Annotated in this window: 20 protein-coding genes; 9 read left to right on the top strand and 11 right to left on the bottom strand. The window is 68.4% G+C overall.

Features of this window, described 5'->3' with window-relative positions; all coding sequences use genetic code 11:
- Positions 1 to 51 precede the first annotated feature (51 nt).
- Positions 52 to 1,926: a hypothetical protein gene (locus DAT35_RS14350; RefSeq protein WP_108067556.1), complete on the bottom strand. Its 1,875-nt coding sequence runs from the start codon at positions 1,924 to 1,926 to the stop codon at positions 52 to 54.
- Between the two features lie 134 nt (positions 1,927 to 2,060).
- The gene (locus tag DAT35_RS14345) at positions 2,061 to 2,573 is read right to left on the bottom strand and encodes a hypothetical protein (protein WP_108067555.1); all 513 of its coding nucleotides are present in this window, start codon (positions 2,571 to 2,573) and stop codon (positions 2,061 to 2,063) included.
- Positions 2,574 to 2,748: 175 nt separating this feature from the next.
- Between DAT35_RS14345 and DAT35_RS14340 the strand changes: the two genes are divergently transcribed.
- Together DAT35_RS14340 and DAT35_RS14335 are read left to right on the top strand one after the other, a co-directional pair.
- Complete coding sequence (locus DAT35_RS14340; protein ID WP_108067554.1) at positions 2,749 to 4,608, top strand: ABC transporter ATP-binding protein; 1,860 nt, start codon at positions 2,749 to 2,751, stop codon at positions 4,606 to 4,608.
- Positions 4,609 to 4,675: 67 nt separating this feature from the next.
- Complete coding sequence (locus tag DAT35_RS14335) at positions 4,676 to 4,951, top strand: hypothetical protein (RefSeq protein WP_108067553.1); 276 nt, start codon at positions 4,676 to 4,678, stop codon at positions 4,949 to 4,951.
- A gap of 7 nt (positions 4,952 to 4,958) precedes the next feature.
- Here the strand turns inward: DAT35_RS14335 and DAT35_RS14330 are convergent, their stop codons facing one another.
- Positions 4,959 to 5,711, bottom strand: a complete 753-nt coding sequence (locus tag DAT35_RS14330) for a transglycosylase domain-containing protein (RefSeq protein ID WP_108067552.1) — start codon at positions 5,709 to 5,711, stop codon at positions 4,959 to 4,961.
- A 132-nt stretch (positions 5,712 to 5,843) separates the two neighbouring features.
- On the opposite strand from DAT35_RS14330, the gene DAT35_RS14325 reads away from it, so the two are divergent.
- Entirely contained in the window at positions 5,844 to 6,332 is a 489-nt protein-coding gene (locus DAT35_RS14325) for an 8-oxo-dGTP diphosphatase (RefSeq protein ID WP_108067551.1), read from the top strand.
- Positions 6,333 to 6,786: 454 nt separating this feature from the next.
- Here DAT35_RS14325 and DAT35_RS58140 read toward each other — a convergent pair whose 3' ends face one another.
- Entirely contained in the window at positions 6,787 to 6,927 is a 141-nt protein-coding gene (locus tag DAT35_RS58140) for a hypothetical protein (protein WP_158501699.1), read from the bottom strand.
- Positions 6,928 to 7,095: 168 nt separating this feature from the next.
- Here DAT35_RS58140 and DAT35_RS14315 point away from each other — a divergent pair, with 168 nt between their 5' ends.
- Positions 7,096 to 8,955, top strand: a complete 1,860-nt coding sequence (locus DAT35_RS14315) for an OPT/YSL family transporter (protein WP_108067549.1) — start codon at positions 7,096 to 7,098, stop codon at positions 8,953 to 8,955.
- Between the two features lie 85 nt (positions 8,956 to 9,040).
- On the opposite strand, the gene gcvA is transcribed toward DAT35_RS14315, so the two are convergent.
- Positions 9,041 to 9,925 carry a transcriptional regulator GcvA gene (gene gcvA / locus DAT35_RS14310; protein WP_108067548.1) on the bottom strand — a complete coding sequence of 295 codons (885 nt, stop codon included), beginning with the start codon at positions 9,923 to 9,925 and terminating at the stop codon, positions 9,041 to 9,043.
- Between the two features lie 162 nt (positions 9,926 to 10,087).
- Here gcvA and DAT35_RS14305 point away from each other — a divergent pair, with 162 nt between their 5' ends.
- The gene (locus DAT35_RS14305; RefSeq protein WP_108067547.1) at positions 10,088 to 10,783 is read left to right on the top strand and encodes an FMN-dependent NADH-azoreductase; all 696 of its coding nucleotides are present in this window, start codon (positions 10,088 to 10,090) and stop codon (positions 10,781 to 10,783) included.
- 37 nt (positions 10,784 to 10,820) lie between these two features.
- Here DAT35_RS14305 and DAT35_RS14300 read toward each other — a convergent pair whose 3' ends face one another.
- Positions 10,821 to 11,942 carry an aldo/keto reductase gene (locus DAT35_RS14300; RefSeq protein WP_108067546.1) on the bottom strand — a complete coding sequence of 374 codons (1,122 nt, stop codon included), beginning with the start codon at positions 11,940 to 11,942 and terminating at the stop codon, positions 10,821 to 10,823.
- Between the two features lie 88 nt (positions 11,943 to 12,030).
- Here DAT35_RS14300 and DAT35_RS14295 point away from each other — a divergent pair, with 88 nt between their 5' ends.
- Positions 12,031 to 12,933, top strand: a complete 903-nt coding sequence (locus DAT35_RS14295) for a LysR family transcriptional regulator (RefSeq protein WP_108067545.1) — start codon at positions 12,031 to 12,033, stop codon at positions 12,931 to 12,933.
- 23 nt (positions 12,934 to 12,956) lie between these two features.
- On the opposite strand, the gene DAT35_RS14290 is transcribed toward DAT35_RS14295, so the two are convergent.
- A complete protein-coding gene (locus tag DAT35_RS14290) occupies positions 12,957 to 13,613 on the bottom strand; it encodes a TIGR02265 family protein (RefSeq protein ID WP_108067544.1) in 657 nt (218 codons plus the stop codon).
- A 646-nt stretch (positions 13,614 to 14,259) separates the two neighbouring features.
- Between DAT35_RS14290 and DAT35_RS14285 the strand changes: the two genes are divergently transcribed.
- Positions 14,260 to 15,150 (top strand): terpene synthase family protein, encoded by an 891-nt coding sequence (locus DAT35_RS14285; protein ID WP_108067543.1) that lies wholly within the window; start codon positions 14,260 to 14,262, stop codon positions 15,148 to 15,150.
- A 75-nt stretch (positions 15,151 to 15,225) separates the two neighbouring features.
- Here DAT35_RS14285 and DAT35_RS14280 read toward each other — a convergent pair whose 3' ends face one another.
- Positions 15,226 to 15,834 (bottom strand): 2,3-diphosphoglycerate-dependent phosphoglycerate mutase, encoded by a 609-nt coding sequence (locus DAT35_RS14280; RefSeq protein ID WP_108067542.1) that lies wholly within the window; start codon positions 15,832 to 15,834, stop codon positions 15,226 to 15,228.
- 295 nt (positions 15,835 to 16,129) lie between these two features.
- Complete coding sequence (locus DAT35_RS14275) at positions 16,130 to 18,025, bottom strand: VWA domain-containing protein (RefSeq protein WP_233261473.1); 1,896 nt, start codon at positions 18,023 to 18,025, stop codon at positions 16,130 to 16,132.
- Positions 18,026 to 18,161: 136 nt separating this feature from the next.
- Between DAT35_RS14275 and DAT35_RS14270 the strand changes: the two genes are divergently transcribed.
- Both DAT35_RS14270 and DAT35_RS14265 read left to right on the top strand, forming a co-directional pair.
- Positions 18,162 to 18,956 carry a hypothetical protein gene (locus DAT35_RS14270; RefSeq protein WP_108067541.1) on the top strand — a complete coding sequence of 265 codons (795 nt, stop codon included), beginning with the start codon at positions 18,162 to 18,164 and terminating at the stop codon, positions 18,954 to 18,956.
- A 111-nt stretch (positions 18,957 to 19,067) separates the two neighbouring features.
- The gene (locus tag DAT35_RS14265; RefSeq protein ID WP_233261472.1) at positions 19,068 to 19,646 is read left to right on the top strand and encodes a CDP-alcohol phosphatidyltransferase family protein; all 579 of its coding nucleotides are present in this window, start codon (positions 19,068 to 19,070) and stop codon (positions 19,644 to 19,646) included.
- A gap of 15 nt (positions 19,647 to 19,661) precedes the next feature.
- Here DAT35_RS14265 and DAT35_RS14260 read toward each other — a convergent pair whose 3' ends face one another.
- Both DAT35_RS14260 and DAT35_RS14255 read right to left on the bottom strand, forming a co-directional pair.
- Positions 19,662 to 20,324 (bottom strand): phosphoribosylanthranilate isomerase, encoded by a 663-nt coding sequence (locus DAT35_RS14260; RefSeq protein WP_108067880.1) that lies wholly within the window; start codon positions 20,322 to 20,324, stop codon positions 19,662 to 19,664.
- A gap of 2 nt (positions 20,325 to 20,326) precedes the next feature.
- On the bottom strand, positions 20,327 to 20,899 hold the full coding sequence (locus DAT35_RS14255) for a DUF2378 family protein (RefSeq protein WP_108067540.1): 573 nt from the start codon (positions 20,897 to 20,899) through the stop codon (positions 20,327 to 20,329).
- Positions 20,900 to 20,923: the final 24 nt, after the last annotated feature.

Raw genomic sequence — 20,923 nt, 5'->3', positions numbered from 1 at the left:
GTGTTCCTCCTGATGACTGCGTAAGCGGGTGCTGGCGCGGGGCCTTCTCCCTCACTGCAGGCGGATGCCGTCGATCATCAGCGGCTGTTTGGCCCCTTGCTGCTTCCAGAGGTCCGTGAGCACCGAATCCGCCGGCTCGTTCTGGTTGACGAGCGCCTTGAGCTGCATGCCCTTCTGCACGAGGTCGGCCTCCGCCTTGGAGAGGAGCACTGGATCCTCCTGGACGGTGTGCTTCTTCAAGGGCCCGACCTCCGTGCACTCCTTGCGGTAGACGGGCTGGAGGATGCGGCCCGCGACGCTGAAGCCCACGAGCTCACCGGTCTTCCGGCACTCGACCTCGCGGTAGGTGCTCGTGAACTTCTTGAAGGTGATCCACACGCCTTCCGGGGTCTCGCGTTTCGACACCACCACCGCGAGCATGCCCCGGACATCGCCGATGGTGCGAATGGGGGTCTGCATGTGCCGCACCTGCTCCATCATGTCGTTCGAGGCGCTCTCGGTCTCGGGCACCTGGGGATAGTCCTCGATGGACTCCCAGTTGGGGATGACCTGCACGCGCTGCTCCTTCGTTGGCAGGTCTCGTTTGGCCTGCCACTGCGCATGCAGGCGCGCGTGGAAGACCTTCTCCTCCTCGGTCACCTGGCGCGAGCCCTTCATGAGACTCTCCGCTTCCAGCTTCGCGCGTGCGAGGTGGCCACGTACCAGGTAGCAGGCGGCGAGCGCCTCGGTGAGCTGGAACCCGAGCGGATGGCCGGTGCGCAGCGCCTGCACTCCCGCTTCATCCTTCGGCTGGAGCTCGGCCTCGAGCCTGGCGCGCAGGGGGAGCAGCTTCTCCACGCAGTCGGCGGGCATCTGCTCGTGAGCCCCGCGACGCAGCGCCTCGGCCGTCATGGGCTCCAGCGTGCGCAGTTCCTCCGCGTAGCGCACGAGGAACTCGGCGTGCTCACGGCGCGCCGCGTCGGCCGAGTCGCGGAAGACGGCCTTCATCCGCGGGGACTGGGCCTCGGCCTGCGCGAAGGCAGCGTCCAACTCCTTCCTGGCCTCGAGCGTGCGTTGCGCGGCGTACACGAGGTTGGTCTTCTCCCAGGCACGCCCGGGGAAGACAGCCTCGGAGGCCGCCTCGATCTCCGCCTGAGTGGGGACTGTCTTCCCCAGGGCCGCCTCGTCACAGAAGAGATAGGTGCTGTAGTGGTCGGGCACCTTCCAACCGGTGGAGGCGTAGCAGTGGAACATCAACGCCAGACGGTGGAGCGTGGTGCGGGGAGAGTCGGGTGCACCCGTCTGGAGCGCCCGGGCGAACAGCCGGCGCGGGTCCCAATCGGGGAGCTGCCCACTCCACAGCTGGTCCTTGTCGAAGGAGGGCTCCACGCCCTCCACGTCGTAACCACAGGCGAGTCTCGCCAGGTAGTCGTCCGGGCCGGCATTGCCAAACGGGCCGGGGCCCGACGGACCGCCGTCCCACGAACGCCCGAAGAACATTCCAAACGCGATGCCACCGGGAGTTTTGCGCCGTATCCCCCCGGTCTGGGGTTTGAGTCCCGCGGCCACATCCCAGTCGTCCGTGGTCCGGCAGCGTTTCGGCCTCGCCTCCCAGCGAGTGCTCACCGACTTCTCGTCCCCGCCCGGGCTCGTTGCCGCCGCCGCGTCCTCCGCGGCCTGGATCAGGCGCTTCGCCTCCTCGTAATCCCGGAGGACGTCCGCGTACCCGGGCAGCTCCCGCATCCCGTCGGCCGCCTTTCCCTCGAGGCACGTCTCCCTGACGATCCGGAGCATGGTGGCTCCCCCGGCGGAGTCGCCCTTCTGTAGCCGGAGGAGGGCGGTGCGCGCATCCTTCTGACAATACGAGAGCGCGCCCGAATAGTCTCCGGCACGGGCCACGGTGGAGACCGCGAGCGAGGTGACGAGGAGCAGGGGATGGGGTTTCAAGGATGAAGTCCTCCTGTGTTTGAAAGAGGACAATGCCATTCTTGTGGGAGGACGGGAGGAAATCAGGCGGGGCATCCCCGCCGCGCCCCTCCTGATGAGGAATCCCACGTAGATGCTGACGCGAACGGGAGGCGCTACCCGAGCTTCTTGATGAAGGCGGCGGCGAGCTCGGCCTTCTTTGCATCACTCTCTTGTGCGGGGACCACGAGGATGCGCTCGGCGGGGAGCACCTTGCGGGCGCGCTCCTGGAGCTGGGCGCTGTACTTCGCCACGTACTCGTCGGCGGTCTTCTTGGGGACGCCGGAGGCGAGGCCCTTCGTGCGCTGCTCCTCGAGTCCGGCGAAGTCGAGCACGCAGCCATCGGCCTGGCCGAGGTAGAGCAGCCAGCTGGCGCTGGAGAGGCCCAGGCGCTCCTTGCCGGCGGCGACCTTGTCGAGCGCGGCCGTGTAGAAGGGCGCGAGCCGGGGGTTCTCGCCGGGGGGCAGACCGCCCTCGAGGAGCAGCTTCTGGGCGTCCTTGTTGTCGGAGATCACATCGGCGATGGCGTCGTTGTCCACGAAGGTCAGCCCGGACACCGAGCAGGCCCTGGCCATCCAGGGGGCGGCTTCCGCCGGCTCGTTGTCGAAGACGATGACGAAGCGCTTCATCGAGGGGTCTCCAGGGGAGGGAAGGGGAGGCCATCATAGCCGCGGGAGGCTGGCTGGGGGGCATCCGGGCGGGCGGAAACACCAGGGGCCTGGGCCGACGGGGTGACGGGCGGGGCGAGCCCCTCGGGAAAGGGAGCTGCGGCGCGCGAGGGAGCGCCGGGTTAGACAGGAGGCCGTGTCTCCACCGTACTCCGCCCCTCGACCTCCCCAATCCCTCAAGGCCCGGCTGAAGAACGCGGGCAGCCTCTTCCGGCAGTTGCCGGGCACCTTCCGCCTCTTCTGGGAGTCGAGTCCCCGGGGAGCAGTGGTGCTGGGAGCGCTGACACTGGTGGCGGCGGTGCTGCCGGCGGCGATCGCCTGGGTGGGCAAGCTCATCGTGGACGGGGTGCTGGCGGCGCAGAAGGCCGGGGACCCGGCGTCTCGTGCGCACGTGCTGCAACTGGTGGCGCTGGAGTTCGGGCTGATGGTGGGCTCGGTGGTGGTGGACCGGGCGCTGTCGCTGGTGCGGGAGCTGGTGCGGGCCAACCTGGGCAACCTGCTCAACGAGCGCATTCTGCAGAAGGCACTGGGGCTGGAGCTGCGGCACTTCGAGGACTCGGACACGTACGACAAGATGCAGAACGCGCGGCGCGAGGCGAGCAGCCGGCCGCTGTCCCTGGTGATGGATGCGTTCTCCATCGTGCGCAACCTGGTGACGCTGTCGACGTACGCGGTGCTGCTGGTGACGCTGTCGCCGTGGAGCGTGGCGGTGCTGGTGGCGGCGTCGATTCCCGCGTTCATCGCTGAGGCGCGGCTGGCGGAGGAGGGATTCCGGCTGTACTCGTGGCGCGCGCCCGAGGGGCGGAAGCTGAACTACCTGGAGTGGATCCTCACGCGGGACAGCCACGTGAAGGAGGTGAAGGTGTTCGGGTTGGGCCCGCTGGTGCTGGGGCGGTACCGGACGCTGTTCCAGAAGTTCTTCGAGGAGGACCGGGCGCTGGCGATGAAGCGGATGGGGTGGGGGTTGGGACTGGGGCTGGTGTCGCTGGGGGCCTTCTACGCGTGCTACGCGTTCGTGGCGAACCGGGCGGCGCTGGCGGCCATCACGTTGGGCGACATGGTGTTGTATCTGGGGGTGTTCCGGCAGGGGCAGGGGGCGTTCCAGGGAATCCTGTCGAGCGTGGGCAGCATGTACGAGGGAGCGCTCTTCATGAGCAACCTCTTCACGTACCTGGAGATACCGACGGGGCAGGAGGCGCCGAGGGTGGTGCCGGCGCTGACGGCGTCGAAGGGGAGGGGGAACGCCATCGAGCTGCGCAACGTGTCGTTCCGCTATCCGGGGAAGGAGGCGTGGGCGCTGCGCCACCTGTCGCTGCGGCTGGAGCCGGGGGAGAAGCTGGCGCTGGTGGGGGACAACGGGGCGGGGAAGAGCACGCTGGTGAAGCTGCTCCTGCGGCTGTACGAGCCGACGGAGGGCGAAATCCTCTATGGGGGCGTGAACCTGAAGGACATGGACCCGGAGGACCTGCGCTCGAGGTTCGGAGCGGTGTTCCAGGACTTCGTGCGCTACCAGTTCAACGTGGCGGAGAACATCGGGTTGGGGCACGTGTCGGCGCTGGAGGACCGCAACCGGATTGTGCGGGCGGCGGAGCACGGGGGCGCGAGCGGGCTGATCTCCACGTTGCCGAACCAATACGACACGATGCTCGGAGGTTGGTTCGAGAAGGGGCACGAGCTGAGCGGGGGCCAGTGGCAGAAGCTGGGAGTGGCGCGAGCGTTCATGCGGGAGGACGCGGAGGTGCTCATCCTGGACGAGCCGACGGCGAGCATCGACGCGGAGTCGGAGCACGCGCTGTTCGAGCGATTCCAGGAGCTGGCGGCGGACCGGATTGCCCTGGTGATTTCCCACCGGTTCTCGACGGTGAGGATGGCGGACCGGATCGCCGTGCTGCACAACGGCCAGGTGGAGGAGCTGGGCAGCCACGCGGAGTTGATGGCGCGCAACGGGCGCTACGCGCACCTGTTCAATCTCCAGGCACGCGGCTACCGGGACTGAGCGGGGTTGTCATTCTCCGCGCTGCTCGCGTGGGGTACGCTCTCACGCGAGCAGGAGGCGCCTCGCCATGTTGGACATCGTCCCCAACCTCATTCCCGTGGTGATTGCGTTCACGGTGTGGGGTGCTTCCCTGGAGGGGTCGCCGGCAGTTGCCCGGGGCGCGCGGTTCGCGCTCATCGTCACGTCCGTGATGGCGATACCCCCGGTCGCGCTCGCCGCCAGCGTGGGTTTCAAGTCGCTGGGGATGATGTTCATGCTCACCTTGCTGCTGGCCGTCGCGAGTGCCGGGGCCGGGCTGGTCGCCTACTTCCTGGGATACAAGACGGCGGAGCGTGCGAGGTAGCAGCGCTTCAAAGCCAGCACCCGCCGCCAGCCCGAAGCTTCGTCATGATTTCCGGCGGGAGGAGCGGCTGCTTTCGAGCATCTTCGAGTTGGGCGTCGGAGATCCATCCCAGGGCCCGAAGGTGCGAGAGCACGAAATCCCTCCGCCGGAGTGCCGTCTCGGGCCGGCAGACCGGGTTGCTTCGCGCGGGCGATTGTGCCAGTGCGGCGAGGAACGCGGCCTCGTGGAGCGCGAGCTGCACGGGCTCCTTGTCGAAGTACCTCCGCGCGGCGGCGTCGAGGCCGATGAGGTTCCTTCCAAACCGGGCGCCCTCCGCACCAGCGCTCATCAACTCCTCCGCGGTCCAGTGGCGCGAAATCCAGATGGAGAGGGCGAGCCCATGAAAGTGCCAGTTCAGCATCGGCGTGCGCTCCTGCTCTGGCCGTGAGGCCAACCACCGGAGCGCCACGAACGAGGAGAGGTGGGACCCGGCGGGTTGCTGTCTGTCCCTCGGGTGGCAGTAGAGGTGGGCGAAGTTGGCGATGAGCGTCCAGGGCCAGCGAGGCTCGAGCAGGAGGGGCCCCTCTTCCATGGAGGTCCAGAGCACCCGGGTGGCGAAGTCCGTCCGGGGCCGGGGGGCCCGTGGCAACTCGCCCACGCGGGAAAGCCCATAGCGGTACAGGGCCTCCACGCTTCCGAGCAGCAACAGCGGAACGAGGAGAAGGACGGCGAGAGCCCACCGCCAGAGGCGGCGATACCCGGTGTGGCTCCTGGGACGCATGTCGCGAGCAGCAGCAAGCGGGATGCCATGGACGCACACGGGACAGAGGGGCCAGGGAGGCGGGGAGTCGGACGCCGGGCACCTACCCACTGACTACTTGCGGCCCGGCCCATGAGAGGTAAGAGCCCCCGCATGCGCTACACGCCCATCATTGGCACCCTCGGCTACGTGCTGTCTCCGGACCGGACGAAGGTGCTGCTCATCCACCGCAACGCGCGCCAGGACGACGCGCACCTCGGCAAGTACAACGGACTCGGGGGGAAGATGCACCCGGACGAGGACGTGGTCTCCTGCATGCGCCGGGAGATCCGCGAGGAGGCGGGCATCGAGTGCACGGAGCTGAAGCTGCGCGGCACCATCAGTTGGCCCGGCTTCGGCCCGAAGGGCGAGGACTGGCTGGGCTTCGTCTTCCTCATCGAGCGCTTCGAGGGCACGCCATACGAGCGCAACGCGGAGGGCACCCTCTCCTGGGTTCCCGTGAAGGACATCATGGGCCTGCCGCTCTGGGACGGAGACCGCCACTTCCTGCCGCTGGTGTTCGATGACGACCCGAGGGCGTTCCACGGCGTCATGCCCTACGCCGACGGCCGGGCGGTGAGCTGGTCCTTCACGCGCATCTGAGACACGGCTGCCAGGGCCCGCCTGCCCGTCCTCTTGGATTCCTGAGTCCCCACGAGCCGTGGGGTCCTCGAAGTCCGCGAGAACACGTGGATTTCGAGGCGGCATGTGCATTGCTCTGTCCTCCGGGCATGAGAAACCTCCTGCGTCTGTGTTTGATGTCCTCGAGCTGCTGGCTGCTTGCTTGTGGCCCCATTGGGGCTCCCGGGAACGACGACTCCAGTGAGCCGTGTATCGAGGTGGTCCAATACGCGCGCCCAGCCGCTGGGGGAGGGTGCCAGCGGTTCGCCACACCATGTGCCGTGCCCGAGGGCTACGTCGTGTGCTGTGGCGGACTCGGCTATGGGAGCTGTCTGGGGCAGAGCAAGTGCGTCGATGATCCCACGGATGCGTGCAATCCCTCGCAGAGCGGCGCGGACTGCACGGGCATCTGTCAGCCGTAGCCGGACCGGGGGCCTCAGCGCAGGGGCCGCTTGAAGCAGTAGGTCAGGGCCGAGTCGACGGTGACGAGTTCCCAGCCCTGCTGACCCGCGGACTTGAGCTGTTCGGAGAGCCCTTCTGGCGCCGGCAGGCCAAACGCGGGGATTTCAGGCCTCATGCAGTAGTACTCCCAGCGCGGCGTGTCCGTCGCCGACTGCGCGAGCGCGGGTGGAACCCACTGCACCCGGGAGGCGGCGCAGCCGGCCAGGAATGCGAGTGCGAGCAGGATGTTGCGACGGGTATTGGTGTCCAGGGTTGTCCCTCCTTGGGATACCCTATACCTCCCATGGCCCAGTCCGTCCCATCACTCCCGTCGTCTCCCACGCCCCCGGCCTCTCCCGGTGCTTCCCCGGAGGGTGCTCCGCGCTTCGGTTGGTTGCCCACGCCGGGCTCGTGGAAGTTCCACCTGATGCTGAGCGCGGTGGCCATCCTCGTGCTCGGGCCGCTGGGTGGAATCGCCGCCTCGTACATGAACTTCAGCCTGGGCTTCTTCGTGGGCGGGCAGGTGCTGGCCGGCATCCTCGGCAGTGCCGTCACCTACGGCTACGGCCCCGAGGGCAAGCACGGCGCCAACTACATGCAGACGATGGCCGCCTCGGTGGCCTCCATGTGCGCCATGGCCGTGCTCATCCAGGCCATGGTGTGGCTGGGCATGCCGCAGCCGCCGGCCTGGCACCTGATGCTCTTCGTGGGCTGCGTGGGCATGTTCGGCGTGGGCGTGGGCATGCTCTACACGCCGCTGCTCGTGGACCGGCTGCAGCTCGACTACCCCTCGGGCTTCGCGGTGGCCAACATCCTGCGCGCCCTCACCGACAAGCGCCTGCTGAAGGCCTCCATCGCCAAGCTGGGCGGTGGGACGAGTCTGGGCGTGACGGTGGCGTGGGTCACCGAGCACGTGGCGGCCCTCGGGTCGCTCGGCATGAGCGCGTCCTCGGTGGGCGCGGGCATGGTGGTGGGTAGTCGCATCACGGTGCCAGCCATCATCGGAGGTCTCATCGGCGCGGCCTTCACGCCCTACCTGCGAGAGACGGGTTGGCTGAAACCGGAGGAGCCGTTCCGCAAGATTGGCTTCCTCATCGGCCTGGCCATGATTTGCGGTGCGGCGGCGGTGGACCTGTCGCTGCTGGCGGTGCAGGCGGTCGAGCGGGTGCGCAACCGGGCGAAGGCGCCCGCCGGCGAGGTGCCCGCGTGGAAGCAGGTGAACATGCCCAAGCTGCTGGCGTGGGTGGCCTTCTGGGGCGTGGCGGTGGTGCTGGTGGCCACGCAACTGCTGGAGCAGCCGCTGGGCTTCATCGTCTTCGGGCTGGTGCTGTCGCTGCTGTTCGTGCTCATCAACGGCATTGCCTACGGCATCACGGACCAGAACCCCATCTCCAGCGCCTTCGTCATCTCGGTGCTGCTGATGTCGCTGCTGGGGCTGAAGAACCCGCTGGTGGGGTTGATGGCCGCGAGCATCCTGCTCATCTCCACGTCGGTGGGGAGCGACATGCAGCAGGACCGCTCCACGGGCTGGCGCCTGGGTACCGACCGCGTCATCCAGTTCCGCTACCAGGTGGTGGGCATCGTGATGGGAGCGGTGTTGTGCGTGGTGCTGGCGCGGGTCTTCATGAGCGCCTATCCGGTGCTGGCCGTCAACCAGCTCGACAATCCGAAGGTCGAGGTGGGCCAGTGGAACTCCGCGATGACGTACAAGTTCGTGGGCGCCATCCGGAGCCTGGGCACGCTGTCGGAGCACACGGTGAAGGCGCTGGGACTTGGCCTGGTGCTCGGTTTCACTATCGAGGTGGCGCGCAAGCTGCTCAAGCGCAGCGAGCGCTATCAGGGCTTCGTGAAGGGCTCGCGCACGGGTTTCGCGGTGGGGTGGATGATGGATTCGGTGCTGCTGTCCAGCCCCTATGCCTCGTCGTTCGGCGGCTTCGTGAATCTGCCATCGGCGCTGTGGTTCGGCGTGGGTGGCATCGCGTCCTCGGCGTGGAACACGCTGGCGAAGAGGCCGGCGCCGCATCCAGCCGGTTCGCCCGGCGAGGGCGAGGCGTTGCCCGAGGACATGAGCACCACGTCGCTGGTGGGTGGCGGGCTCATCGCCGGCGAGTCGCTCTACTTCCTCTTCGTGGGAATCATCGGGCTGGTGTCCCTGCTGTGGTGACTCCCTCTCGGCAGGGGTGGGGCGTGCCGTGACTCCAAGGGCTGGATGAGCCGGCGGGGGGAGCGTGTGGCTCCCGCCGCGGGTGTCATGTCTGGGCCGCGGTGCTTCGGAGCCAGGTGCGGAGTGCCGCGATCTCCTGGCGCGTCCCTGCCTCTGCGGGATGGACGAGGTGGTAGCGGTAGCCGTCGAGCACCGGCCCGAAGGGTTGAACGAGGGCCCCGCTCTTCAGGTCGTCAGCGACGAGCCGCAGGCTCAGGAGCGCGACGCCTTGTCCCGCGAGCGCCGCCTGGATTGCATGGCCCTCGTCGGTGAAGGTCGTCCCGCTCGTGGCGTCGATACCGCGCAGTCCGGCGCGCTCGAGCCACAAGCGCCACGTCGGCGTGTCGCGCTCGACGCGCCGCCACTCGAAATGCAGCAGTGAGCGGCCGCGCAGGTCCTCCTTGCGTTTCACCCCGAGGCGGGGGCTGCACACGGGAGCGAAGCGGTCGGAGAAGAGCTCCTCGGTGACGAGCCCGGGATACGGTCCACGCCCGTACCGGATCGCCGCGTCGGCGACGCCGGAGCGGAAGTCGACGGGCTCGTCCGAGGCGTGCAGGCGCAGGTCGATGCCAGGGTTGGCCTCGCGGAAGGCCGCGACGCGGGGCACCAGCCACCGGGCCGTGAAGGCGGTCGTCGCGGAGAGCGTCACCACACGGCGGGACGGGCGCGCGGTGAGCGCGTCCAGCGCCTTCGCGAACGCATCGAAGCCGTCGCGGAGCACCGGGTAGAGGAGCTGCCCCTCGGGGGTGATCAGAACCTGCCGGGTGCGGCGCTCGAACAGCCGGACCCCGAGCAGCTCCTCGAGTTGCCGGATCTGATGGCTGATGGCGGTGGGTGTCACGCCCAGCTCCTCGGCGGCCCGCTTGAAGCTGAGGTGGCGGGCCGCGGCCTCGAAGGCCCGGAGCGCGGAGAGGGGAGGCAGCTGTCTCATGGTCCTGGATGGGTGAGCTCAGCTCAGCCATCGGCTGAGAAAGACACGTTTGTCACGGAACGTGCCCGCGCGCATCTTCTTCCACGACTCAGGGCCGCCGCGAGAGCGCGCACACGGCGCGGAGTGGCCCGGAAAACCTCATGGAGCAGGGGAGACAAGACAATGACCGCGCTGCTGCAGATCGACTCGAGTGCCCGTCCAGGCGGGTCCGACGTCCACCGTCATGGCTCGCATACCCGCCGTTTGACGGCTCGATTCGTGGCGCGCTGGCGGGCCGCTCGTCCTCAGGATGGGCTCATCTATCGGGATGTCGGGCTGAATCCGCCCACTCCCGTGACGGGCCGGTGGATCCACTCCGCTTTCACGAAACCGGCCCTGCGCGAGCCCTGGATGCGCGAGACGCTCGCGGAGAGCGATGCGTTGGTGGATGAGTTGCTCGCCGCGGAGGTGATTGTCACCGGCGTGCCGATGTACAACTTCGGTGTCCCCGCGCAATTCAAGGCCTATATCGACAACATCGTCCGAGTGGGCCGCACGTTCGGCTTCGATCGCGCGCGGCAGGGCGAGCCCTACTGGCCCCTGCTCTCGGAGGCGAACAAGACGCTCGTGGTGCTGAGCTCGCGCGGCGACTTCGGCTATGGGAAGGGACAGCGAATCGAGCACATGAACCACGTGGAGCCGAGCATCCGGACCGCCTTTGGATACATCGGCATCACCCATGTGGAGTCGGTGGCCATTGAATACGACGAGTTCGCCGACGAGCGGCTCGCGGCGTCGATCGTCCGGGCGGAAGCCGAGGTGGATGCGCTCGTCGACCGGCTGCTCGAGCCACGCCTCCCCGTGGCTCGAGTGGGCTGAGCGCCCTCACCGGGCAGCACGCGGTGGAGGGCGCGTCCTACCGGCGGCCCGGGCTCGGCCGGAACCACGTGGGCTCGGACCGGACCGTCGTCCCTCCCGTGAACATGCCGCCCGTGAAGAAGGCCTCCTCGAAGAAGTGGTACGGGTGGACGAGCTCGGGGCGGCTGGCGGCCTCCAGCCGCTCGGTGAGCGGAGCAGGGATTTCCACGTCGAGCGCGTGGAGGTTGGCCTCGAGCTGCTCCAGCCGCGTCGCGCCGATGATGGTGGACGCCACGCCGGGCCGGCGCGTCACCCAGGCCAGGGCCACCTGCGCCGGAGGCCGGTCCAGCTGCTGGGCCACGTCCTTCAGCGCGTCGACGATGGCCCAGTTGCGCTCCGTGAAGAGCTTGAGGAACCCCGGGTTCTCGGAAGCGGAGATGGAGGGGAGCCGGCCATCGCCCTTCGCCTTCACGCCCTCGCGCGTGTACTTGCCGGACAGCAGCCCCGAGGCGAGCGGGCTCCAGGGAGTGATGCCCGCTCCGAGCGCCAGCGCCGCCGGGATGTGCTCGCGCTCGATGTTGCGCTCGACGAGCGAGTACTCCAGTTGCAGCGCCGCGATGCGCTCCAGGCCCTCGCGCTCCGCGAGCGTCTGTGCGCGGGCGAAGTACCAGGCCGGCACGTCGGACAGGCCGATGTAGCGCACCTTGCCCTCGCGCACGAGGTCGGTGAGCGTGCCCATCACCTCCTCCACGGGCGTGAGGCCGTCCCACGCATGCAGCCAGTAGAGGTCCACGTAGTCCGTCTTCAGCCGCCGCAGCGAGCCCTCCAGCGCGCGGTAGATGTTCTTGCGGCCGTTGCCCCCCGCGTTGGGGTCCCCCGGCGAGGTGTTGACGGTGAACTTCGTCGCGATGACCGCGTTGTCCCGTCCGCCGTGCTGCGCGAAGTACTCACCGATGAGCTGCTCGCTGGTGCCGCCCGTGTAGCCATCCGCCGTGTCCAGGAAGTTGCCACCCGCTTCCAGGTAGCGCGCCAGGATGCGGTGGGCGGTGTCCTTCGGGCTGCCCCAGCCCCACTCGGTGCCGAAGGTCATGGTGCCCAGGCACAGCGGGCTCACGCGCAGGCCGCTGCGGCCCAGCAGGTGGTACTGCGCCAGCGAAGTGATGCGATTCGTCGTCGTCATGTGTCCTCCGTGATGGCCTCAACCTGCCGCCCGGAGGCCGCGGAATGAAGGCGCGGAATCCGCACAGACTTCTTAGAATCCCTTCACAATGGCCCTCACGCCCCTCAATGCCTTGGCTGTGTTCGTGACTGTCGCCCGGCGCCGCAGCTTCACCCAGGCCGCCAAGGAGCTCGGGGTCTCCTCCTCCGCGGTGAGCCAGGCCGTCCGCCAGTTGGAGGAGAAGCTCGGACAGGCGTTGCTCGCCCGCACCACGCGCAGCGTGTCACTCACCGAGGCCGGACGCCGGCTCATGGAAGGCGCCGCGCCGGGTCTCCAGTCGGCACTGGAGGCGCTCGAGCACTTGTCCGCCGAGGCCTCGCAGGTGATGGGCTCGCTTCGCCTCACCGTGCCCATCCTCGCACTGGCCCCCGTGCTCGAGCCCGTGCTGCCGAAGTTCCTCGCGGCCCACCCGCACGTGCGCGTCGAGGTGTCCGTGCAGGACCGGTTCGTCGACATCGTCAAGGAAGGGTTCGACGCGGGCATCCGGTTGTCGGAGTCGGTGCAACGCGACATGGTCCAGGTGCGCCTCACCCCCGCTTTCCGGTTCCTCGTCGTGGGCGCGCCCGCGTACCTCGAGCGGCACGGGGCTCCTCGCCGGCCGGAGGAGCTGGCCAACCACGCCTGCCTCGGCTACCGCTCGCCCTCGACGGGGCTGCCCTATCACTGGGAGTTCGAGCAGGGCCGCAAGGAGCTGAGTGTGCCGGTGAAGGGGCCGTTCGTCTCGGACCACACGCCGCTGCTCATCAGCATGGCCGCCGCGGGCCTGGGACTCACCTACGCGGCGGAGCTCTCCGTCGCCCCCTGGCTGCACACCGGTGCGCTGCGGCCCGTGCTGGAAGAGTGGGCGCCCACCGTGCCGGGCCTCTTCCTGTACTTCCCCAGCCGTGCGCGCGCCTCCCGCCCCCTGCGCGCGTTCCTCGACATGGCGCGTGAGGTCCTCCCACGCCGCTGAGACCGCGCGAGGCCGCAACCGCGTCAGGGGCTGGACGGTTCATCCTCACCCTGTGTCGCCTCCCAGGAGACCGTCAGCACGTTCTTCGTGGGTGCCACGCGCCGCACCTGGACGAAGAGTCCTTGGGGGTGAACGGCCTGGAGCACATGGACCACCGCTCCCTCGATGAAGGGAGGCGGGAGGAGGTTGCCATGAAGGTGGAGCTGGCCGCTCGTCGTCCCCGTCCAGACCAGTGTGCACGAGCCGTGGTCATAGACCGTCGGGTACGCCACGGGGATGCCGCTGATGAGCTGCTTCACGTTCGTGCCCGAGAGGGCCATCAACATCTTGCCCACGGCGGACTTCATGAAATCCGGAGCAGACCTGGCGCCCAGGTGCCACATCGCCCTTTCGAATCCCCCGTACTTGCCGCTCAGCTCCCATGCCGCGGTGTAGAACAGCCGCAGCAGCGAGCGGATGGGGTAGTTGAAGAACGGGATGAAGGACCCGCCCTCGGCGGCGGTGGCGCATCGCTTCAGCACCGCCTCTCCCGCCTCGCTTCGCACCGCGTTCAGGGTGGTGATGAAGACGAAGCCTCGTGCCATGTCTCTGGATGGGACCAGGTTCAGTCGCTGTGCCAACTCCTCATGAGAGCCAAGAGCCAGGACGGCATCCCGTGTGGTGGTATCGCTATCGTTCATGCGTACTCCAGTGGGATGACACCGCCGGTGGCAGGCGGGATGGCATGCCACGCCCCTGGCGCAATGATAGCCACTTTCGAGAAGCCCGGGGCAGAGGTCTCCACCGCGCCGGGTGTTTGCGGCTCGGAGTGCGGCTCTCCCGAGCCTGCTCGTGATGAATGGTCAAGAGGGGACCGCTCCCGTGTGTCATTGATTTCACCATCTGTGAGCCGGAGCAGCGCGCGCTCCGCGGTCGCTGCGAATCTCATTTCTGTCGTCGATGTGCTCTTTCGAATCGAGGACCAGGTTGAATATTGTCGACCAGGTTGAACTCGTCACCGAGAGTCTCTGGGGTTTTGCGCTGGCAGTATTTGGGAGGGTGAGCGTCTGGCTGGAATCGGACAGGAGAAGGGTTGGATGTGTTAACAAATCGTCCTGCCGTACCTGTTCGCGCGGACGCAGTGGACAGCAAGAGGGGCAAGAGCCCATGTCGAATGTTTCTTCGGGTCGGACGTGCTCGCCGATGAGCGGCTCTTTTGCCGTGGTCCCTGCCAAGGCGGCGGCGAAACTCCCACGCGACAACACTGCACGTTTCCAGTTTCGCGTGCCGGCATCCTGGCGGTCTCCGGTTACCCGGAATCCCTTCGCCAGCCAGGCCCAACGCAGCGTGCTCAAGTGGTTTGCCTCGCTCGACTGCACGTCCCAGGAGCTCGAACGGGCGAGGGCGTTTGATATCGCGGGCTACGTCGGCGTGCCGTTTCCGACACTCCCTCTGGACAAGACGCTCCTCTTCGCCCGGTACCTCTCCCTCTGGTTGCTCTGGGACGACATGCATGTGGAGAGCCTGGAGAGTCGCTGGAGGCTCGGAGCCGAGCATGTGCTGACAGGGCGCCGCCCCTCGGGGATGACCCGCTTCGACGAGGGGTGGTGGCAGCTCTTCGAGGAGCTCGCCTCCGCGCGCAGCGCCGGGTGGGTCCAGGGCATCTGCCAGGCCATGGCGACCTGGAGCAATGCCGCGGAGGAGGAGGCCGCCGCCATGCGGCGCTATGGCGAGACCGGCGTCCCTCCCGGCTTCGAGCGGCAGCTCGAGCTGCGCATCGCCACCATCGGGATGTATGTGGCCTTGTATCTGCTCGAGAACGCGTACGAGGCCGAGCTCCCCCACGAGTTCCACCAGCACCCGACCGTGCGGCGGCTGAAGCTGCTGGCCAATGAGCTGGTGGGGTTGGGCAACGACATCTTCAGCTTCGCCAAGGACCGGAAGCAGCGGCAGCTCAACCTCGTGTCGACGCTGATGGAGGAGCGCGGCCTGTGCGTCGAGGACGCCATCAAGGTGCTGATCCGCAAGCATGACGAGGCGATCATCGAGTTCGACCGGCTGGCGGGGTCGCTCGGGAGGTGGTCGCCGCGAACCGACCCGCTCATCCAGCGCTGGTTGCGCGACGTCCGGTATGCGGCGCTCGGCTTCAGCCTGTGGGAGGCGCAAGCGCCGCGCTACACGGCGTACAAAGTGGTGGTCAAGGAACGGGCGATTGAACCGACCTTCGTCTTCGTCTGACCCGCGACAGCCGGCCTGCGTCCGATGGGGGCCTCGCGCGGAGGCCCACCCCACCGCCGCGCGAGCGCACCGGCCCTACTGCGCGGTGTCGTGCTTCTTGAGGACCTCGCCCTCGGTGGTCAGCTCGTAGATGAGGGGCACGCCGGTGGCGAGCTCCAGGCCCACCACCTGCTCGCCGGTGAGCTTGTCGAGCCTCATCACCAGGGAGCGGTTGGAGTTGCCGTGGGCCACCACGAGCACGTTCTTGCCCTGGCGCAGGTCGCCGGCGATGGCGCGCTCGTAGAAGGGCAGCACGCGCTTGGCCGTCATCTCCAGGGACTCGCCATTGGGGGGCGGCACGTCGAAGGAGCGGCGCCACAGCTTCACCTGGTGGTCACCCCAGCGCTTGGCGGCGTCCTCCTTGTTGAGGCCCTGGAGGTCGCCGTAGTGGCGCTCGTTGAGGGCGGCATCGCGGATGGTGGGGATGGACTGCCCCAGCGTGTTCAGGATGATGGCCAGCGTCTCCTGGGCGCGGCTGAGGGCCGAGGTGTAGGCCACATCGAACTTGAGGTGCCCGAGGGCCTTGGCGGCCTGCCGGGCCTCGATGCGGCCCTTCTCCGTCAGGGGCACATCCACGAAGCCGGTGAAGCGGTTCTCATGATTCCAGAGGGACTGACCGTGTCGGACGAGAGCGAGAATGGGCATGAGTCCGCCCCCTACTTCAACCCGGGCTAGTCTGTAAACCGCGACGAGCATCCAGCCCGGGGAAGTGTCGCCTCGTGACTCCGTGGGATGAGCCGAGGCGCCAGTTCCTGGCGTGCGTGCTCTTCGAGGCGAAGTCCACACCGTTGCGGGACTCGGTGATGAGGGCGAAGCCATACGGCCCCGCACTTCGGGGAGGGGCGTTGCCCTCGGTGTGACGAGGTCCGAGGGCTGCATGATGCGGGGTGGTGCATGTTTCAGCCCGCGGGGGCTGGGCCGTGTACATCACCCGACGGGCTCAGCGGCCTCGTGCCGGAGCCGGGCGGCCCTCGGTGGGGTTGCTCCCTCGGGTGGCCACGGTGCCCACCAGCGAACGGGCACGCTCCAGCAGCGACACGAACTCCTCGCGCTCGGCGTTGCCGGGAGGCGTGGCGCCGCGGGCGATCTTCAACACCTGGTCGAAGCTCCAGCGCTCGGCATGGGGGCTATGGCGGAGCAGCTCCGCGGCGCCCATGACGGCGGTGGCGAAGCGCAGGTCCGGCGAGGCCTCCGCGAAGGAGGCCGCGAGTGCTCCGGCGGGGAAGCGGTACGCGTGCTCCGAGGCCGTCTCACCCCGAGGCCGCTTGGCGCGGATGCGCACGGTGGCCAGTCCCTCGCTCGCGCCGGGCTTGAGCTCCAGCTCGTAGAGCGCGGTGACGGTGTGGCCCGAGCCAATCTCTCCCGCGTCCACCTTGTCATTGCGGAAGTCCTTGTCCGCGATGTCCCGGTTCTCGTAGCCCACGAGCCGGTAGCGGGCCACCTGGGCCGGGTCGAACTCCACCTGGAGCTTCACGTCCTGGGCGATGACCTCCAGGGTGCCGCCGAGCTGCTCCTGGAAGATGCGGCGCGCGGCGAGGAGCGAGTCCACGTAGTAATGATTGCCATTGCCCTGGTCGGCGAACTGCTCCATGAGCGTGTCCTTGTAGTTGCCCATGCCGAAGCCCACGGTGGTGACGGCGACGCCCTCCTTCACGTAGCCGCGGATGAGCTTGAGGATCTCCTCGTGCGAGGAGGGGCCCACATTGGCGTCGCCATCCGAGAGGATGATGACGCGCGACACCGAGCTTCCATCGAGCGTCTTCATGGCCTGCTGGTAGGCGAGCTGGATGCCGGAGGCCATGGCGGTGGAGCCACCGGCGGTGAGGTCCTCGATGGCGGCGTGGATGAGGGCCTTGTGCTCGAGGCCGGTGGGGGGGAGCGCGAGCTTCACGCCGCCCGCGTAGGTGACGAGCGCCACGGTGTCGCCGTCGCGCAGGTTGTCCACGAGCATGCGCAGGGAGCGTTTGGCGAGCGGCAGCTTGTCCGGGGACTGCATGGAGCCGGAGACATCTACGAGGAAGGTGAGGTGTGCGCTCTTGCGCTCGGAGATGCTCAGGCGCTTGCCCTGGACGCCCACGCGCAGCAGGTGGCGGCCGGGAGTGAAGGGCGAGGGGGCCGCGTCCAGGTACACCGCGAGCGGGGCGCCCGGCGGGGGCTCGGGGTAGGAGTAGCGGAAGTAGTTGAGGAACTCTTCCACGCGCACGGCCTCACGGGGCGGTGGCGTGCCCTCGAGAATCTTGCGCCGCGCGAGGGTATAGGAGGCGGTGTCCACGTCGATGGAGAAGGTGGAGAGCCGATCCTCGGCGGCGGTGACGAAGGGGTTTACGCCGTAGTCGCTGTAGTGCTCGGTGTTGCCGGTGGGCGGCTCGGCGGGGATGTTGGCCTGGGGAATGCTCACGCTGCTCTTGCCGCCGAGGCTCTGGGTCCCCATTCCGTAAGCGGCCGCGCCCATTCCCCGGCCCCGGGTGCCCACGCTCCCGATGCCGATGCTCACGCCGCCCCCGCCTTGACCCGCACCCTTGAGACCCAGCCCTCCGAGTCCCTGGGCCGTGCCACCGCTGTTCGTGCCGAAAATCTTCGCGGCCATCGCCTTGGATGCTTCCTGGCGGGCTCCGGCTGGGGCCGCGCTCGGAGCGGCCGGGAGAGGCGCTTCCTCCTTCTTCTTGGCCGGTGGGGACTCCGCGCCCATCCTGGCCTCGGCCTGCTTCTGAGGCGCGGCCGACTCCGGAGTCTTCTCCGGCCCTCGGTCCTCGGACCGCTGGCATCCGCCGAGCGTCCAGCATCCAACTGCCAGCGCGCACACGACTCCCGTGACGGCGAGGGGGCTTCGCCTCATGTACTGCCTCCAGGATGGGTGGATTTCGTCTGTCGGAGGCCTTGGACAACGGCGCGTGCGGCAGGTTCCCGGGTGGAGATGCGAAGGCGGAGGCCCCTTCCTCCCACTGCCCGGATGGGACAGGCTGAGGTCCATCGTGGAACGTTCGCGCCCCACCGTCCGAGCCCCTGAAGCCACTGCCGAGGCCTTCGAGCCCGTCAGCCTCGGGGAGGTGCCGTCCTTGCCCTGGGTGCTGGAGCAGGTACGGGCACCTGACGCGAGCCGTCATGAGGTGGATGCGCTCCTGCGCGCGGTCGTGCTGCCACCCGGGCCCGGAGAGAGCGCCCGCGAGCGGGCGGACTTGCTGCACGGCATCCTGGCGGACACGCAGGTCCGTGAGTTCACGGGCAGCGATGGACGCCGGGTGGACCACGTGGCGGTGATGGCGCTCGCGGAGCTCGGTTTTCCGTATGCGCTCGAGGTTCCTCCCGAGCTGTTCGCCGAGGCGCGTGCCGCCGGAGGGAATGCCACCGGAACGAGGCCTTCGAGCTTCTCACGCCCCCGCGTGGGCGCGGTGTTGACCAGCATCGCGGGGTTCGTGGAACTGCTGCCCGGGCTCGTCCTCGGCATGGGTCTCGAGATGTGGCCCCTGACCCTGGGCTGGGCGTTGCTGGTGACCCTCACCTCGTTCCTGCCCGCCTTCGTCGCGGCGTCCGAGCCGGTGTTGCGCAGGCGATGGCTGCACTACCTGCTGCTCCTGCTGGTGGTGCTCCCGGGCCTGCCCTCGTTGGGAACCGCCGCGTTCCTCCTGGGGGACGCGAAGCTGGACGGGTGGTCCATTCTGGTCTTCCTGCTGCCATTGGCGCTGGCGATGATGCGGTTCGTGGGGGCTGGCTGCCTGTATGGCGAAGCGCCCGCCGCCGACGCCCCGGAGCCCGATGAGGCCACGTGACGGGCGTGCACATGGCTGACCGCCTGTCGAGCGATGGTGGAGAGCAGAGGAGCGGGCGGGGCCTCGTCCCTGCGCATGAAAGGGGCGGGAAGCATTCCTAGCTTGAGGCGTATGCGCCGCCGCACGAGCCTCGTGCTCCTCAATGCGCTTTCACTGTCCCGCCTGCCACTCGCGGCCTTCTTCGTGGTGATGGAAGATCCGCTGGTCCGGGTGGGATTGGTGGCGGCGGCGGCGCTGTCGGACTTCCTGGATGGGTACATCGCCCGTCACAAGCACCTGGAGTCGTACTGGGGCGCGCTCATCGACCCGATCGCCGACCGGTGCTTCGTGATGGTGGCGCTGCTGACCTTCGTGCTGGAGGGGAAGCTGACGCCGGTGGAGTTCGGAATCCTGGTGGTGCGCGATGTGGCGACGGCCCTGGGGTTCGTGGTGGCGCGCATCGTGCCGCGGTTGCGGCCGGTGGAGTTCAAGGCGCGGATGCTGGGCAAGGTGGTGACGACACTGCAGCTCGGGGCGCTGCTGGCGGTGCTGGTAGTGCCGGTGCTGGTGCTTCCGCTGGTGATAGCAATAGGCCTGATGGCGCTCGCGGCGGTGGCGGACTACACGGCGGCGGTGTGGCGCGCGAGGTCTCGTCCGGCGGGCCCGGGTGGACCCCACATCCCCACGCCCACCGGTGGAGGCGTGGCGTGAAGGGGTGCTCCAGCGTCAGGCACGAACCCGCGCGAAGAACCGCGTCAGCTTCTCCTCGTCCAGCTTGCCCTCGGTCCTCACGCCGCTGCACAGGTCGAGCCCGAAGGGCCCGACGTGCTGGATGGCCTCACCCACGTTCTCGGCCTTCAGTCCTCCGGCGAGGAACACGGGCACGCGTGCCTGCTCGCGGATGCGGCGGCTGACGCTCCAGTCGTGGACGCGCCCGGTGCCTCCCAACTCCTTCACCGCCAGGGATTGATTGCCCGAGTCGAGCAGCAGCGCATCCACGTGGGGTGCCACGCTCAACGCCTCCTCCAGCGACTCCTCGCCCGAGACATGGATGACCTGCACGAGCGACACGCCGGGCATGGCTCCCCGCAGGTCCGCGTAGCTCCCGGTGGTGAGCCGATCGCAGAGCTGCACGGTGTTGGTCCGGCAGCGCCTCTGCTGCGCGATGATGTCCCGGACGTCCTGGCCGCAGGTGAGCAGGAAGGTGGCGATGGGGGGCGGCACGACGGCGGCGATCTCCGCGATGAGCGACTCGGAGATGACGCCGGGGCCGCTGGGCATCGAGGAGACGAGCCCCAGCGCGGAGGCGCCGGCACGGATGGCGGCCCAGGCCTCCTCGACGCTGGAGATGCAGCAGACCTTGACCCTGGGGGTGTGGATGGCTTCCATGGTCACCACTCGACGTGGGCAGTGAAGTCGGTGCCGGAGGCGTTCCTCACCTCCATGCGCACGCGCGCGGTCACCTTGGCTGCCTTCAGGAGGGCCTGCTGCACCACGCCCTGCATCCACGCCGGGCCGAGCAGCTCCCCCTGGCAGACCAGACGGCCAGAGCGGGGGCCCACCCGCTCGTATGTCCGCTCGCCGAAGGTGGTGACGGCCTTGTAGGCGGAGGGAGAGCTCGCCATGAGGCGGTGGGGCTCGTCTCCGGACAGGAAGGACATCATCTTGCCCGCCTGGGAGTCGAAGAAGTAGTTCACCGCGGCGCGGCCGAACTCTGAGATGGCGCCGTCGTAGCCGCGTGCGCCCGTCTTGTTGCGCTGCACGCCCAGGTCGACGAGCTTGAGGAGGTCGGCCACCGGGTAGCGGAAGAAGCTCACGATGTTGCGCGAGCCGAGGACCTCCGTGCGTACGGCCTTCGCTTCCGTCGGGCCCAGCGTCCGCTCGAGGTTCTCCATTGAGCTGTCGAAGAAGATGCCGAGTAACTGGTCCTTCTCGGTGGCTGCTCGGATGCGAAGGGTCAACATCTCACGGGTGTCCACGAACTGGCC

The organism is Vitiosangium sp. GDMCC 1.1324, from assembly GCF_003044305.1.
GTDB lineage: Bacteria > Myxococcota > Myxococcia > Myxococcales > Myxococcaceae > Archangium.
The sequence above is the reverse complement of the archived record's forward strand: the minus strand, read 5'-3'. Positions and strand labels throughout refer to the sequence as shown.

What these genes read in the sequence shown, in the direction of transcription:
- DAT35_RS14305 (WP_108067547.1), top strand. Translation starts at nt 10,088, where the DNA reads ATGACCGCGCTGCTGCAGATCGACTCGAGTGCCCGTCCAGGCGGGTCC.
- DAT35_RS14300 (WP_108067546.1), bottom strand. Translation starts at nt 11,942, where the DNA reads ATGACGACGACGAATCGCATCACTTCGCTGGCGCAGTACCACCTGCTG.
- DAT35_RS14290 (WP_108067544.1), bottom strand. Translation starts at nt 13,613, where the DNA reads ATGAACGATAGCGATACCACCACACGGGATGCCGTCCTGGCTCTTGGC.
- DAT35_RS14265 (WP_233261472.1), top strand. Translation starts at nt 19,068, where the DNA reads ATGCGCCGCCGCACGAGCCTCGTGCTCCTCAATGCGCTTTCACTGTCC.
- DAT35_RS14335 (WP_108067553.1), top strand. Translation starts at nt 4,676, where the DNA reads ATGTTGGACATCGTCCCCAACCTCATTCCCGTGGTGATTGCGTTCACG.
- DAT35_RS14330 (WP_108067552.1), bottom strand. Translation starts at nt 5,711, where the DNA reads ATGCGTCCCAGGAGCCACACCGGGTATCGCCGCCTCTGGCGGTGGGCT.
- DAT35_RS14260 (WP_108067880.1), bottom strand. Translation starts at nt 20,324, where the DNA reads ATGGAAGCCATCCACACCCCCAGGGTCAAGGTCTGCTGCATCTCCAGC.
- DAT35_RS14325 (WP_108067551.1), top strand. Translation starts at nt 5,844, where the DNA reads ATGCGCTACACGCCCATCATTGGCACCCTCGGCTACGTGCTGTCTCCG.
- DAT35_RS14295 (WP_108067545.1), top strand. Translation starts at nt 12,031, where the DNA reads ATGGCCCTCACGCCCCTCAATGCCTTGGCTGTGTTCGTGACTGTCGCC.
- gcvA (WP_108067548.1), bottom strand. Translation starts at nt 9,925, where the DNA reads ATGAGACAGCTGCCTCCCCTCTCCGCGCTCCGGGCCTTCGAGGCCGCG.
- DAT35_RS14275 (WP_233261473.1), bottom strand. Translation starts at nt 18,025, where the DNA reads ATGAGGCGAAGCCCCCTCGCCGTCACGGGAGTCGTGTGCGCGCTGGCA.
- DAT35_RS14345 (WP_108067555.1), bottom strand. Translation starts at nt 2,573, where the DNA reads ATGAAGCGCTTCGTCATCGTCTTCGACAACGAGCCGGCGGAAGCCGCC.
- DAT35_RS58140 (WP_158501699.1), bottom strand. Translation starts at nt 6,927, where the DNA reads ATGAGGCCTGAAATCCCCGCGTTTGGCCTGCCGGCGCCAGAAGGGCTC.
- DAT35_RS14255 (WP_108067540.1), bottom strand. Translation starts at nt 20,899, where the DNA reads ATGTTGACCCTTCGCATCCGAGCAGCCACCGAGAAGGACCAGTTACTC.
- DAT35_RS14315 (WP_108067549.1), top strand. Translation starts at nt 7,096, where the DNA reads ATGGCCCAGTCCGTCCCATCACTCCCGTCGTCTCCCACGCCCCCGGCC.
- DAT35_RS14280 (WP_108067542.1), bottom strand. Translation starts at nt 15,834, where the DNA reads ATGCCCATTCTCGCTCTCGTCCGACACGGTCAGTCCCTCTGGAATCAT.